Origin of the sequence: Amycolatopsis sulphurea (assembly GCF_002564045.1) — a bacterium.
GTDB classification, from domain to species: domain Bacteria; phylum Actinomycetota; class Actinomycetes; order Mycobacteriales; family Pseudonocardiaceae; genus Amycolatopsis; species Amycolatopsis sulphurea.
Window position 1 is genome coordinate 2,311,601 of record NZ_PDJK01000002.1, and the last position, 13,788, is coordinate 2,325,388.

Below are 13,788 nucleotides of genomic sequence, written 5' to 3' on the forward strand. Positions count from 1 at the left end.
AGAACAGGCCGGGCGAAGGATTCCGGCGGCATCCGGTGAGATCGGCGCCAAGGTGAGCTATGGTCTAGACCATGTCTGAGACTGCTGCCGAGCCGACGCCACCGAGTTCGCCGCTGACCGGGGTCGCGGTCAGCCCGGGCCGGGCGAGCGGGCCGGTGGTGCGGGTCGCCGAAGGACTCGGGGAGCCCGCGAGCACCCCCGAACCCGCCGATCCCGAGGCCGAGGCGGCCCGGATCGAACCCGCCGCGCAGGCCGTGGCCGCGCGGCTGGAGGCGCAGGCGGAGGCCGCCACCGGTGAGGCCGCGACGATCCTCGTCACGACCGCCGCGATGGCCGCCGACCCGGCACTGGTCACGCAGGCTCACCAGCTGGTGACGGCACGGAAAATTCCCGCGGCCCGCGCCGTCTACCAGGCTGCCGAAGGATTCGCCGAAGCACTGGCGGCCGCCGGCGGGTACCTGGCCGAGCGCGTTCGCGACGTCCGGGACGTGCGTGACCGGATCGTCGCCGAGTTGCTCGGCGTCGCCCCGCCAGGGGTGCCCGAGCTGACTTCGCCGAGCGTGCTCGTCGCGCGCGATCTGGCCCCCGCGGACACGGCCGGGCTCGACCCCGCCAAGGTGCTCGCCCTGGTCACCGAGGAGGGCGGCCCGACCAGTCACACCGCGATTCTCGCCCGTGCGCTGGGAATTCCGGCGGTGGTCGCGGTCCGCGGTCTCCTCGCGCTGGATGCCGCGGCGCTCGCGGTGGACGGTGATGGCGGGGTGGTCGAGGTCGCAGACCCGGCCGCGCCGGTCGTCACCGCCGTTGCCGCCGGCCCGGCCGAGTGGAACGGCGTCGGCGCGACTTCCGACGGGCATCCGGTGAAGGTCTACGGCAACGTCGGCTCCGCCGCCGACGCGCAGGCCGCCGCGGACGCGGGTGCGGAGGGCGTCGGCCTGTTCCGCACCGAGTTCTGTTACTTGGACGCGGCAGCCGAGCCGTCCGTCGAGGAACAGCAAAAGGCTTACACCGCAGTGCTTTCGCCGTTCCGCGGCAAGCCGGTGATCGTGCGCACGCTCGATGCCGGTGCGGACAAGCCGCTCGCCTTCCTGTCGCCGGAGGCCGAACCCAACCCGGCGCTCGGGGTGCGCGGCCTGCGGGTGGCCTTCGACCGGCCGGAGGTGCTCGACCGGCAGCTCGCGGCGATCGCCGGGGCCGCGGAGGAATCCGGCGCGCAGGTCTCGGTGATGGCGCCGATGGTGGCCACGGCCGAGGAGGCCGCCTGGTTCGCCGAACGCGTCCGCGCGGCGGGGATCGCCCGCGCCGGAGTGATGATCGAGATCCCGGCCGCGGCGTTGTCCGCGCGGGAGATCCTGTCGGTGGTCGATTTCGTCTCCGTCGGCACGAACGACCTCGCCCAGTACACCTTCGCCGCGGACCGTCAGCTCGGCGCGGTGGCGAAGCTGAACGACCCGTGGCAGCCCGGGTTGCTGCGGCTGCTGAAGCCGATCGGCGACGCGGCGGCCGCGACCGGCAAGCCGGCCGGCGTGTGCGGCGAAGCCGCCGCCGACCCGCGGCTCGCGCTGGTGCTGGCCGGGCTCGGGCTCACCAGCCTGTCGATGAACGCGCCCGCCGTCCGCGCCGTCGGTGCCGCTTTGGCGACCGTGTCGCTGGCCGAGGCCCGCGACCTCGCCACCGCCGCCCTCGCTGCTCCCGACCCCGCCGCCGCCCGCCAAGCCGTCGCCAACGCGCTGGCCTCGGGAATCAGCCGAAGAGCCCCCGCCGCGGGTGCCGGATGACCAGCGAGCCACCGATGATCCGGCCGGTGACGACGTACCGCGGGGTGCCGGGGCCGCCGTTGGTGCCGGTCTTGTCGTCGAGCGAGCCGAACTTGATCTCGGTGATCGCGTTGTAGTCGATCGCCGCCTCCCGCGGGATGATCAGCTCGACCGAACCCCACTTCGAGTCGAGTTCGATCTGCACCGCCGGGGTGGACACCCTGGCCTGCGTGAAATCGAGCTTGGTGCTGCCGTACTTGTTGTGCACCACGAGCAAGGGCGGCACCACCCACGGACCGCTGCGCTCCAGCGAGGAGTACTTCGCGTTCAGCTCCAGCCGCTGACCGGGCGCGTAGTCGGGCAGCGCGCCGTAGGACTGCTGGGGCACCGGCGCCGCGGCCGGGTGCACCAGGCCGGGCAGATCGGCGAGCACGGTGTTCAGCTCGCCGCGGGTGCGCGAGGCCAGCGCCACGTCGGTGCGCTCGGTGAACTCGTCGAGGGTGAGCATGCCCTGCCCGATCGCCTTCTGCAGGACCCCGACCACGTGCTCGCGCTCGTCATCGGACACCCGGATGTCGCGTGCGGTCACCGTCCTGGTCTCGGGTGCCGCGGCGGTCGTCTCTTCCTCGCTCATGTCCACCGATGGTAGGACCCGGATCCCGCTGCCAGATCGGGGAAAAACCCTGAACGCTCCCCTGCCGGCCGCTACTGGTCGAGACCGTGCTCGATCGCGTACCGGGCGAGTTCCACGCGGTTGTGCAGCTGGAGCTTCCGCAGCGTGGACTGCACGTGGTTCTCCACCGTGCGGTGCGAGAGCACCAGCCGCTCGGCGATCTGCCGGGCGGTCAGCCCCTTCGCGACCAGGCGCAGCACGTCGGTCTCGCGTTCGGTGAGCCGGGGCGGTTCCGGCACACCCGCCGGGGCCTCGGCCATCCGCCGGTACTCGCCGAGCACGAGCCCGGCCAGCCCGGCGGTGAACACCGGAACTCCTTCGGCGGTCCGGCGCACCGCGTCCACCAGCTCCGCGGCGGACGCCGATTTCACCAGGTAGCCCGACGCGCCCGCCTTCACCGCCTCCAGCACGTCGCTTTGCGCGCCGCTGGCCGAGAGCACCAGCACCCGGGTCTCCGGCACCGCGGAGGTGATCTCCCCGGTCGCCACCACCCCGGACGTCTCGCCGAGATTGAGGTCCATCAGCACCACATCCGGGCGCACGGTACGGGCGATGCGCACGGCCGACGGCGCGTCCGGGGCGGTGGCCCGCACCTCGAATCCGTGCTCGGCCAGGTCGCGGGCCACGCCGTCGCGCCAGATCGGATGGTCGTCCACGACCATCACCGAGATCGTCCGCTCCGTCATCGCCCGCCGTCCTTGCGCACCCGTACTTCCCACTCGGTCCCCCGGCCGGGCGCGCTGTCCAGCAGCGCGGTCCCGCCGAGGTCGGCCATCCGGCGGCGAATCGACTTCGCCACCCCGAGCCTGCCCTCGGCCGCGGCCCGCGCCAGCCGGTCGGGCTCGATTCCCGATCCGTCGTCCCGGATGCTCACCACCACCTCGTCGCCGAGGTCCTCCAGCAGGACCCAGGCCCGTGCCGCCGGACCGGCATGTTTCTCCACATTGGACAGTGCTTCCCTGGTGACCGCGACGAGTTCCGCGCTCAGGTGCGCCGGCAGGTCGACCGCGCCGGCCGGCGCGGACACCTGCACCGACGTGGTGGCGAGCAATTGCAACGCCGAGCGAAGATCGGCCGTGCCACCGTCTCCGGCACGGCCCGGCTCGCTGCTCACCAACGCACGTAGCGCAATTTCCTGCTCCCCTGCCAGCTTCGCGAGTTCCGCCGCTTCGCCGCCTGCTTCAAGCCCACGGCGGCGTACGTGGGCGAGAACCTGCAGCACGCTGTCATGGATGGAACGCGCGAGCCGTTCTCGCTCCGCAGTGGCCGCTTCGGTGCGTAGAGCGCGAGCGAGCGCTTCCGCGGAGCTTCGGGCGAGCGTGGCCGCCATGCCGACGAGCAAACTACTCGCGCACAACAGCAGGCCGTCGCGGAAGACATCGAGGTCGAAGTTCTCTCGTGCCAAGCCGGTGCCGACTGCGACCACCAGGCCGGCCACGACGCCGCCTCGCGCACCGAAGCGGGTGGCTGCGGCGAGCGGGCCGACTGCCGCCCACACAGTGGTGATCAACGGCGCTGTATGGGCGTACTGCGCTTCGGAAAGAACCCACGGCGAAGTGAGCATCAAGACCGTGGTGAGCGCGACGTCGAGTACGACCAGCCGCCGGCTTCGGCCGTTCTCCCGCACGTACGCGAGGCTCGACAGGACAGTCCAGGCACCCATCGCGCTGATGACCGTCCAAGCCAGCCACAGCCGGTTGAAGTCCGCGCGGTGCACGATCACCACACCGGCTGCGAACGCCCAGGTCATCACCCGGAGAACGACCACCCCGCGCCACAACGGCGTGGCCGGGTCTCGGACGAGAGGCGCGCTCACTTCCCCTCTTCGGCGGGCTTCGCATCCTCCTCGGGCTTTTCGGGCTTCTCCGGTTCCTCCGGGGAGTCCTTGGGGGCGTCCGGAACCCTGCCGCGCAGGGCGTCGACGTCCGCCGGATCGACCCCGGATTCGTGCAGCAGCGAGCGGATACCGGCGTTCAGCACGGCCAGCAGTGGCACCGAGAGCAGTGCGCCGGCGATCCCGGCCGCGACCAGCCCGGTGGCGATCGCCAGCACCACGGCGAGCGGGTGCAGCTTGACCGCGCGGCCGAGCAGCAGCGGCTGCAGGATGTGGCTTTCCAGCTGCATCACGGCGATCACGATGGCCAGCACGATCACCGCGCCGATCACGCCGTTGGTGACCAGTGCGATCAGCACCGCCACGCCACCCGCGATCACCGCGCCGATGATCGGGATGAACGCACCGAGGAACACCAGCGTGGCGAGTGGGATCACCAGCGGCACGCCGACCGCCCACAGCCCGATGCCGATGCCCACCGCGTCGACCACGGCCACCGCGGTCGTCGCGCGGATGTAGCTGACCAGCGAGGCGAACCCACGTCGTCCGGCCACGTTCACCCGCGAGCGCACCTGCCGCGGCGCGCCGCGGACCAGGAAGTTCCAGATGCCGTCGCCGCCGGCCAGGAAGAAGATCGTGACGAACAGGGTGAGCACGAACCCGGTCAGGATCTCGCCGACCGTGCTGGCCGTGGTGAGCGCGGTGCTGGTGATCCACGACTGGTTCAGCTGCAGGAACCCGATGGCCTGGTCGAGGAAGTGCTGGATCTGCTCCTGGCGGACGTGGAAGGTGTTGATCACCCAGTCCCGGATCTGGTTCAGGCTGGAGGTCAGCTGCACCTGCAGCTGCGGCAGCCCGCTGGAGAACTGGGTGATGACGAAGGTGAGCAGCCCGCCGAGCACCACGATCGCGAGAATCAGCATGATCGCGGTGGCCAGCCCGCGCGGTACCCGCCACTTCACCAGCCGGGCCACCCCGGGGGCCAGCAGCGCGGACAGCAGCAGCGCGATGGAGACCGGCACCACCACCGAGGCCAGATAGCCGAGCAGCCACAGGATCCCCCAGAGTGCCGCGACCACCACGACGACCCGCCAGGACAGCGCGGCGGACACCCGGAGACCCTTGGGGACCACGCTGGTGACGTCGGTCGATTCGGAGAGGAACGGGGGCTCGCGCCGTTCACGCCCAGTCTGGCTCACCAGGTCACCGTATCGGGTCCGCGCCGGTCTGGATCGGGCCAGTCGTGGCAAACCGGACGTAACAAGGAGTGTTCTGACGACTATTGGCGTGGCTCGAGTCCGTTCGGTGATCCGTTAACCGACTCCGCGGTATCCGCCGCCTTTCCTCCGGGAATGACGCAGGGTAAGGCATGGGCACACCCTGTGTCGTTCACACGATGGTGGCATCAAGCCGTGTCAAGGATGCGCGCTGGGCGGTCGGCCTGGTTTTCTCGGCGTCGAGACAACGGGCGGAATCGGCTTTTGCCGTTCCTCGAAAGATTTCACATCTCTTTCTGCCAAGGAGAAATATCCAGTGACGAACGCTGCTGCGCACGAGAGGCGAGGCGCCACCCGCGCCGGTCGTCTCGCGTCGCGCGCGCTGTTCGTCCTCGGTGGTGCGGTCGCCGCGACCGCCGCCGCCTGGGCTGTCTCCTCGGCCTCGGCCTCCGCCTCCGCCACCCCGGCCGTGGACGTCCCGGCCGCGGACGGCGCCTCGGACACCTCCGTGCCGTCGGACGGGCCCGCCGGGAACACGCTGAACACCAGCATCACCCCGATCACCGACGCGACCGTGGCCGATCTCGGCGACATGACCCGCGAGACCTCCCGGCTCTCCGGTGCGGTCGCCGGTGCCGCCATCGGCGCCGCCAACCAGCTCGCCTCCTGCGCGCAGAGCGCCACCAGCTGGTCCGCGCCGGGCGCCACCCGGCCGGACTGCGAGCCGGAGCAGGGTTCGCGCGATGCCGAGCGCAGCGTCACGAGCCGCGAGGTGGCCGACCGGGTCAGCGCGGCGGTGGCCGAGTTCGGCGACCGTGCGGTGCTCCGGCCGGTGCAGCGTGGCCTCGGCTCGCTTGAGCACATCGTGCGCAAGCCCGAGGACACCAAGCAGGTGCTCACCGAGGCGACCAAGCCCTCGCCGGAGGCGCAGGAGTTCGGCCGTACCCTCATCGCCCTGCTGGACCCCGGGCACGCGAGCAAGCTCGTCGAGCTGCCCGCGCTCCCGGTGCTTCCGTCGGCCCATCCGGTCGAGACGCTTCCCGCCGCGGCCCCCGCCGCCGCGGACGAGACCCCCGGTGCCGCTGCAATGTCCATTTCGGACGTCTTGCAGCCGGCCTTCGCTTCGGCCGACGCACCACGCAAGGACATTCGCACCGGTGTGCGGTCCTCGAACCAGCACCACAGCGATCTGCCCAGTGTCCCATTCGGCCCGGTGCAGCTGCCGATCGCGCCGCTCTCGGTGCCGACCATGCCGGGCGGCAGCACCGCGCCCGGTGGTCACCTCGACGGACTCAACCTGGGCGTGCCCCAGTGGGTCACCGCTGCCGCCGACAGCGCCGTGGCGGGGATGTCCCGCGTCGGCGTGCGGCACGTGTCGATCACTCCGGGCGAGCAGCCCGGCGTCACTCCTGACTGATTCACTTCACCCGCGGGGTCGTTGACCCGCCGCGAGCACTTCTGCTCGTACCGGCGGCACAACCATTCCGCGGGTTTTTCGCGCGATGCGCATTTCTGCGCTCGCACCCCCCAGTGCGCACGGCGCACTCCGAAAACCCGCAAGGGAACCCCGAATAAAGGAGAAAAATCCCATGCAGACCTGGGCAAAGCGCGGACTCCAGACCGCGTTGGTCACGGGTGGGTTGCTGATGCTGGGCACCGGCATCGCTTCGGCAGACGAGAACGTCAACCCGGACACCCCGGCCTCCCCGCTCGACCTGAACGTCACCGTGCCGATCGACACCGGCAACAACGCCATCGGCACCCCGCTGGGTCAGATCAACGTCCCCGGATACAAGGGCGAGATCAGCACGAAGCCGGTCACCTCCGCGGTCAAGAAGGCGCTGTCCTCGGCGAAGGCGCCCGCCGGTGCGGCCGGCGCGCTGACCGGCGAGCTGCCCAAGACCGAGCAGACGCAAGCCTTCACGCCGTCCCACGACGTGCTCAAGGGCAACAAGATCGCCGGTGACCTGGTCGTCCCGGTGCAGATCGTGGACAACGCGGTCGGCGTGCTCGGCGACGCGCACGTCGAGGGCACCTCGCACGAGCAGAACTACAGCCACAACCAGGACATCGCCACCTCCGGCAAGAACTCCGCGCTGGCCGGCAACGTGGTCGCGCTGGACTGGGCGCTGCCGGTGCAGATCGCGGGCAACGGCGTCGGCCTGGCCGGCGGCAGCGGTGCGGTGCACGGCGGCTCGGCCAGCCAGAGCACCGCCGAGACCGGCAACATCGACACCACCGGCAAGGGCTCCGGCCTCTCCGGCAACGTGATCGCCGGCCAGTTCGCCACCCCGGTCCAGGTGACCGGCAACGCCGCGTCCTGGATCCTCGGCAACGCCTACAGCGAGTACACCGCCGACACCTCGGCCACCTCCGGCGGCTCCGCCAAGACCAACGGCAAGGGCTCCTCGGTCAGCGGCAACGTGGTCGGCGCCCCGATCGCGCTGCCGATCAAGTTCAACGGCAACGCCGGCGGCGTGTGGGGCTCGGATGCCGACGCCAACTCCAGCTCGACGGCCGACGCCAAGGCCGGTGACAAGCGTCCGGGCAGCCTGCACGGCACGCCGACCTACCTGGAGACCGAGGGTGACGGCTCGTTCCTCGGCGGCAACGCGGTCGCCCCGCAGCTGAGCCCGGTCGCCAACGTGGCCTCGGTCGCCGGCTCGTGGATCGGCAACGCCACCACCGGCCAGGCACTCGACCGGCAGGGCTCCAGCCACTCCAGCACCGTGGACTCCGGCGGCTTCATCAAGACCAGCGGCCAGGACGCGGCCGGCGCGGGCAACGTCGTCGACCCGGCTGTCGCGCTGCCCGTCGAGGCCTGCGGCGTCGGTGGCACTTACATCGGCAACGCGCACGCCGCGTGCGACAACACCACCCTCGTGAACGCCGGCAACGGCAGCTACACCCGCGGCAACGGCTCGGTGCTTTCGGGCAACATCGCCAACAGCCAGGTGGCGGGTGCCCCCGAGTTGCACGGCATCGCGGGCAGCCACATCGGGAACGCCTCCGCGACCTCCACCGAGGACAAGGTCGCCACCGCCGGCGGTTACGACGGCAGCCAGGGCAACGACTCGTCCGGCTCGGGCAACATCGTGCAGGTGCCGGTCGCCCTCCCGGCCGAGATCTTCGGTGTGGGCGGCTCGTTCATCGGGCAGGCCGAGGCCGAGGCCGCCGAGACCAAGGTCGTGCAGGCCGGCGGCGGTGGCAACACCGCGGACGACAACGGCTTCCTGAGCTCGAACCTCGGCACCGTCCCGGTGTCCACCCCGGTGCAGCTGTTCGGCATCGGCGGCGCGCTCATCGGCCAGGGCCACGGCGAGGCCACCAACGACACCACCTCCACCGCGGGCTGGGACATCCACGGCAGCGGTCCCTCCGGTGCGGGCGCGGGCAACCTCATCGAGGTCCCGGTCTCGCTGCCGGTGCAGGGCCACGGCGTCGGTGGCGCGCTCGGCGGCATCGGCACCGGCTGGGCCGACAACCTGACCGACTCCACCGCCGGTGGCAACGCCTCCACCGACGGCACCGCGGGCGCGATCGCCGGCAACATCGTGAAGGCGCCGGTCGCCGGTGCGGCCACGCTCTTCGCGGACGGGATCGCGGGCGCCGCGCTCGGCCACGGCGGCGGCACCAACGACGTCACCTCGACCTCGGGCGGCGACGCCGTGACCAACGGTGACGCGGGTGCGATCGCGGGCAACATCATCGGCGTGGACCCGCTCGCGGTCGCGCAGGTGTTCGGCGACGCGGTGTCGGTCGTGGGCGTCTCCTCCGGCGACGGCGCGAACAACACCGTCGTGACCAACGCCGGGGACGACACCACCTCGGGTGTGGAGGGTGCGCTCTCCGGCGACATCCTGGACCTCCCGGTCACCGCGGTGGCGCAGGTGTTCGGCGACGCGGTCGCCGTGGCCGGTGTCGCGGACGCGGTGGGCGACAACGAGCTGACCGCGTCCAACGGTGGCACTCCCACCACCGACGGTCCCGGCGACGCCCTGTCCGGCTACAACTTCTACCACCCGCTCGGCGCGGTGGTACAGGTCTTCGGCCTGCCGCTGGAGCTGGTCGGGCGGGCCACCGCGGCGGCGACCAACGCCACCGAGATCGTGGACGAGCCGCAGATCAACGTGCCGATCGGGGGCGAGATGGCGGCCGACGAGCTGCCCGCGCTGCCGACCGCGGCCGCGCTGTCGAGCCTGACCGCGCTGCCTGCCGACGGTGGCCTGCGGTCGCTGCCCATCGGCGGCGACCTGCCGGAGCTGCCCGCACTGCCGACCACGGCCGGACTGCCGGGCCTGCCCGCGCTGCCCGGTGCTGAGCAGCGTGCCGACCTGCCGTTGCAGGGGCTGTCCGCGCTCGGCCAGCTGGACCAGCTCAAGCGAGTGGCCCAGGTGAACAGCATCTCGCTGCCGACGGTCTCCGGCCTGAAGGACGGCGTCACGCTGCCTTCGGTCCCGGGCCTGCCGAAGCTGAAGGCCGGCGACGAGCGTGCCGACGTGCCGTCGCTGCCGGTCCAGCTGCCGCTGCAGACGGACCTGCCGACCCTGGCGCAGCTGCCGTCCGTGACCGCGGTGCCGACCACGCTGCCCACCACCATGCCGGCCAAGGCCGGTCCGCTGGGTGCGGTGCAGAGCGTCGTCGCGAAGGTGACCTCGTTCTTCAAGAAGTGAGTCGGGACTGACCCGGACGGGCCCGGAAGCCACTCGGCTTCCGGGCCCGTTTTTCTTGTCCGGTCAGGCGAATTCGAGGGAGCGCTTGGCCAGGCCGTACCAGAATCCGTCGATCACCGTGCGGCCCTTGCCTTCGGCCGAACTCGCGCCGAGCGACACGAACAGCGGCGCGAAGTGCTCGATCTTCGGATGCGCGAGGGCCGCGGCCGGGGCTTTGTGCCGGAAGTCCAGCAGCGCGTCGAGGTCGCCGGAACCGAGTGCCTCGGCGCCCCAGTGGTCGAATTCCGCGGACCACTGCGGTGGCACGCCGTCGCTCCCGTCGACCTGGCGGAGCGCGCTGAGGTTGTGGGTGAAGAAACCGCTGCCGACGATCAACACTCCCTCGTCCCGCAACGGCGCCAGCTTCCGGCCGAGGTCGTAGAGCACCTGCGGATCGAGCGAGGGCAGCGAAATCTGCAGCACGGGTACGTCCGCACCGGGGTACATCTCCACGAGCGGTACGTACGCGCCGTGGTCGAGCCCGCGCTCCGGCGCGTCCTGCACCGGTGTGGCGGTCGAGTGCAGCAGCTTGCGTACCCGAGCAGCCAGCTCCGGTGCCCCGGGTGCGGCGTACTGCGCGCGGTAGTAGTGATCCGGAAAGCCCCAGAAGTCGTAGACCAGCGGCACCGTCGTGGTCGCGCCGAGCGTGAGCGGCGCCTCTTCCCAATGCGCCGACACGACGAGAATCGCCTGGGGCCGGGGCAATTCGGCGGACCAGGAGGCGAGCTGCCTGGTCCAGGTGACGTCGTCCGCGAGCGGTGGCGCCCCGTGGCTGAGGTAGAGGACCGGGGTCCGGGTCGCCATGACGGCCTCCAGTTGTTTGAAACTTCAACTACTAGCGTAGCCGACGTTCGCGGCTGGGGCGACATTCCCGGCTTACCCGCTGGTGGAACCGGACTCCCGCAGCTCACTCTCGATCATCGCCGCGAGCCGGACCCGGGACCCGTCGAGTCCGCCCCGCAAGGTGCCGTTGGCACCGGCCGCCGCGATGGCCGCGCGGATTTCCTCCTGCTGCGCGGCCGAGGTGCCGCGCCGGACGAGTTCGAGGCAGACCCGCAGAGCGTGCCACTGCTCGAAACTCGACCGCGACCGGCGGATCACCTCGGTCAGCAGGGGGAGCTTCGCGAGCTCGGGTTTCGCCCGCATGAGCCCGATCGCGGTGATCCGGTTGCCGTCCTGACCGGAACGGAAGAGCTGCTCGATCGCGTCCGCGCTGACGAAGTCGAACTCGGCCATCTTCCGGGCCTGCGCGACCAGCTCCTCCATGGCCTGGGTCCGAGCCTGGCCGTATGGGTTGTGCTCGCGTACCGCTTCGTACTCGCTGGCAATCGACTCCGTCGCGGCGAACAGCAACTGTGCTTCCCGGCGCAGCCGCTCGGCCCCGGCCTGGTCACCGGATGCCTCGGCCTCCTCGGCTTCCCGCAGCTTCGCGGTCACCGCGCCGAGCTGGAGCTTGAACCCACCGCCCTCGACGCTTTCCAGCTGGTTGGCGAACAACGCGAGCGCGAGCAGCACGGTGCCGGCCGCCAGGGTGTCGGCAGAGTCGGTGTGGAGGGCCCTGCGCAGCTGCGGAGGGCTGTGAAGGGCCCCTTCACGGACCCGAAACCGGTCGGGCAGCCACGGCTCTGTCTGCTGATCACGGGCCCTCGACCAACTTTGCCGGGGCCCTGGTGCCCGCCGCGACCAGCGTGGCCGCCCCGGCGGAATTGCTCGTCACGAACACCGCGACCGCACCCGCCACCAGCAAGGCGGCCCCGGCCAGAGCCACCACGACGCGAGCCCACCCCGGCGCCGCACCGGCCGTTACCAACCGCCCCAGCGGCCGGGAAGACCTGGCCATTTTTTCCCCCGATCGACGCGCATCTCCCGCGGAGAGCGCCCTGCGCCTGGACCCGGTTTATTCGTGGGCCAGATCGGCGAACCGACTGTAGTGCAGCTGGTGGGCGACCACGATGGTGCTGGTCGGCCCGGCACGGTGCTTGGCCAGGATGAGGTCGGCCTCGCCGGCGCGGGGGTCGTCGCGTTCCCAGGCGTCCGGGCGGTTGATCAGGATGACGATGTCCGCGTCCTGCTCCAGCGAGCCGGACTCACGCAGGTCCGACAGCATCGGCTTCTTGTCGGTGCGCTGTTCCGGCCCACGGTTGAGCTGGGAGATCGCGATCACCGGTACCTCGATCTCCTTGGCCAGCAGCTTGAGCTGCCGGGAGAACTCCGACACCTCCTGCTGCCGGGATTCGACGCGCTTACCGGAGGTCATCAGCTGCAGGTAGTCCACGACCACCAGCTTGAGATCGTGCCGCTGCTTGAGCCGGCGGGCCTTGGCGCGGATCTCCATCATCGTCATGTTCGGCGAATCGTCGACGAACAGCGGCGCCTCGGAGACCTCGCTCATCCGGCGGGCCAGCCGGGTCCAGTCCTCGTCGGACATCTTGCCGCCGCGCATGTCGGCGAGGCGGATCTTGGCCTCGGCCGAGAGCATCCGCATGACGATCTCGGTGCGGCTCATTTCCAGCGAGAACATCACCCCGGTCAGCCCGTGCTGGATGCACGCGGACCGGAGGAAGTCCAGCCCCAGCGTCGACTTGCCGACACCGGGGCGGGCCGCGACGATGATCATCTGCCCGGGGTGCAGGCCGTTGGTCAGCTCGTCGAAATCGGCGAACCCGGTCGGGATGCCCTGCGACTGCCCGCCGCGCGAGGCGATCGCGTCGATCTCGTCCATGGTCGGCTGGAGCAGGTCCTCCAGCGCCACGTAGTCCTCACTGGTGCGCCGCTCGGTCACGTCGTAGATCGCGGCCTGCGCGCGGTCCACGACTTCGTCGATGTTGGCGCCGTCGGCCGCGGCCGCGCCGTAGCCGTACTGCACGATCCGGGTGCCCGCCTCGACGAGCCGGCGCAGCACCGCCTTCTCGGCCACGATCTCGGCGTAGTACCCCGCGTTGGCCGCGGTGGGCACGGTCGCGATCAGGGTGTGCAGGTAGGGGGCGCCGCCGACCCGGCCCAGCTCGCCGCGGCGCTCCAGCTCGGCGGACACGGTGATCGGGTCGGCGGGCTCGCCGCGCCCGTAGAGATCGAGCACGCAGTCGTACACCGCCTGGTGCGCGGGCCGGTAGAAATCGCCCGGACCGAGTGCCTCGATGACATCCGCGATCGCGTCCTTGGACAGCAGCATGCCGCCCAGCACGGACTGCTCCGCCGCGAGATCCTGCGGCGGCTGCCGGTCGAATCCACCGGGCCCGTCCTCACCCGGTCCCGGATCGGACTCCGCGTACACCGGACCGCGGTCGTCGGTCACCGCCACCGCCCCGGACACCTCCTCGCCCGGCCGGAGAACCGGCCGGCCCTGTTCGTCGTGTGCTCGTCCTCGGCTTCGAACCGCGTCCGGTGCCGGTCCGCGCAGCGGAGCCGACGAGGCGAACACCTGTTCGAGTATGCCGGAATTCCACCGGCTTTCCCAGTCCTGCGCACGGCCCCTCCCCGATGATGGACCGGCCCCTGTGGTGCGCCGGACTGCCACGCCGGAGGCCACCGTGCGTACTGGCCGAGCCAGCACGCTAGATCCCCCGGAAGGACGAGCGCAATTCCGGCTGTTGAT

At 71.1% G+C, this 13,788-nt stretch carries 11 protein-coding genes; 3 read left to right on the forward strand and 8 right to left on the reverse strand.

The features are described from left to right. The first annotated feature begins 71 nt into the window (after positions 1-71). Positions 72-1,778 carry a phosphoenolpyruvate--protein phosphotransferase gene (gene ptsP, locus ATK36_RS16905; protein ID WP_098512445.1) on the forward strand — a complete coding sequence of 569 codons (1,707 nt, stop codon included), beginning with the start codon at positions 72-74 and terminating at the stop codon, positions 1,776-1,778. On the opposite strand, the gene ATK36_RS16910 is transcribed toward ptsP, so the two are convergent. The 4 genes from ATK36_RS16910 to ATK36_RS16925 form a co-directional block, all read right to left on the reverse strand. Then, a complete protein-coding gene (locus tag ATK36_RS16910) occupies positions 1,744-2,391 on the reverse strand; it encodes a DUF1707 SHOCT-like domain-containing protein (protein WP_098512446.1) in 648 nt (215 codons plus the stop codon). The genes ptsP and ATK36_RS16910 overlap by 35 nt on opposite strands. A gap of 71 nt (positions 2,392-2,462) precedes the next feature. Next, the gene (locus ATK36_RS16915) at positions 2,463-3,116 is read right to left on the reverse strand and encodes a response regulator (protein ID WP_098512447.1); all 654 of its coding nucleotides are present in this window, start codon (positions 3,114-3,116) and stop codon (positions 2,463-2,465) included. Beyond that, a complete protein-coding gene (gene macS, locus ATK36_RS16920) occupies positions 3,113-4,246 on the reverse strand; it encodes a MacS family sensor histidine kinase (protein ID WP_098512448.1) in 1,134 nt (377 codons plus the stop codon). Before macS ends, ATK36_RS16915 begins: the two co-directional genes overlap by 4 nt. After that, positions 4,243-5,463 carry an AI-2E family transporter gene (locus tag ATK36_RS16925; protein ID WP_098512449.1) on the reverse strand — a complete coding sequence of 407 codons (1,221 nt, stop codon included), beginning with the start codon at positions 5,461-5,463 and terminating at the stop codon, positions 4,243-4,245. Before ATK36_RS16925 ends, macS begins: the two co-directional genes overlap by 4 nt. Before the next feature lie 334 nt (positions 5,464-5,797). Here ATK36_RS16925 and ATK36_RS16930 point away from each other — a divergent pair, with 334 nt between their 5' ends. After that, complete coding sequence (locus ATK36_RS16930; RefSeq protein WP_098512450.1) at positions 5,798-6,898, forward strand: hypothetical protein; 1,101 nt, start codon at positions 5,798-5,800, stop codon at positions 6,896-6,898. 172 nt (positions 6,899-7,070) lie between these two features. Continuing rightward, positions 7,071-10,154 (forward strand): beta strand repeat-containing protein, encoded by a 3,084-nt coding sequence (locus ATK36_RS16935; protein ID WP_245914815.1) that lies wholly within the window; start codon positions 7,071-7,073, stop codon positions 10,152-10,154. Between the two features lie 63 nt (positions 10,155-10,217). On the opposite strand, the gene ATK36_RS16940 is transcribed toward ATK36_RS16935, so the two are convergent. From ATK36_RS16940 to dnaB, 4 genes are all read right to left on the reverse strand, one after another. Next, positions 10,218-10,997: a dioxygenase family protein gene (locus tag ATK36_RS16940; protein ID WP_098512451.1), complete on the reverse strand. Its 780-nt coding sequence runs from the start codon at positions 10,995-10,997 to the stop codon at positions 10,218-10,220. Positions 10,998-11,069: 72 nt separating this feature from the next. Then, positions 11,070-11,708, reverse strand: coding sequence for a hypothetical protein (locus tag ATK36_RS16945; protein WP_098512452.1), 639 nt, complete (start codon positions 11,706-11,708; stop codon positions 11,070-11,072). A gap of 121 nt (positions 11,709-11,829) precedes the next feature. Further along, a complete protein-coding gene (locus ATK36_RS31505; RefSeq protein ID WP_141544468.1) occupies positions 11,830-12,033 on the reverse strand; it encodes a hypothetical protein in 204 nt (67 codons plus the stop codon). Between the two features lie 57 nt (positions 12,034-12,090). After that, positions 12,091-13,494, reverse strand: coding sequence for a replicative DNA helicase (dnaB, locus tag ATK36_RS16950; RefSeq protein ID WP_098514946.1), 1,404 nt, complete (start codon positions 13,492-13,494; stop codon positions 12,091-12,093). Positions 13,495-13,788: the final 294 nt, after the last annotated feature.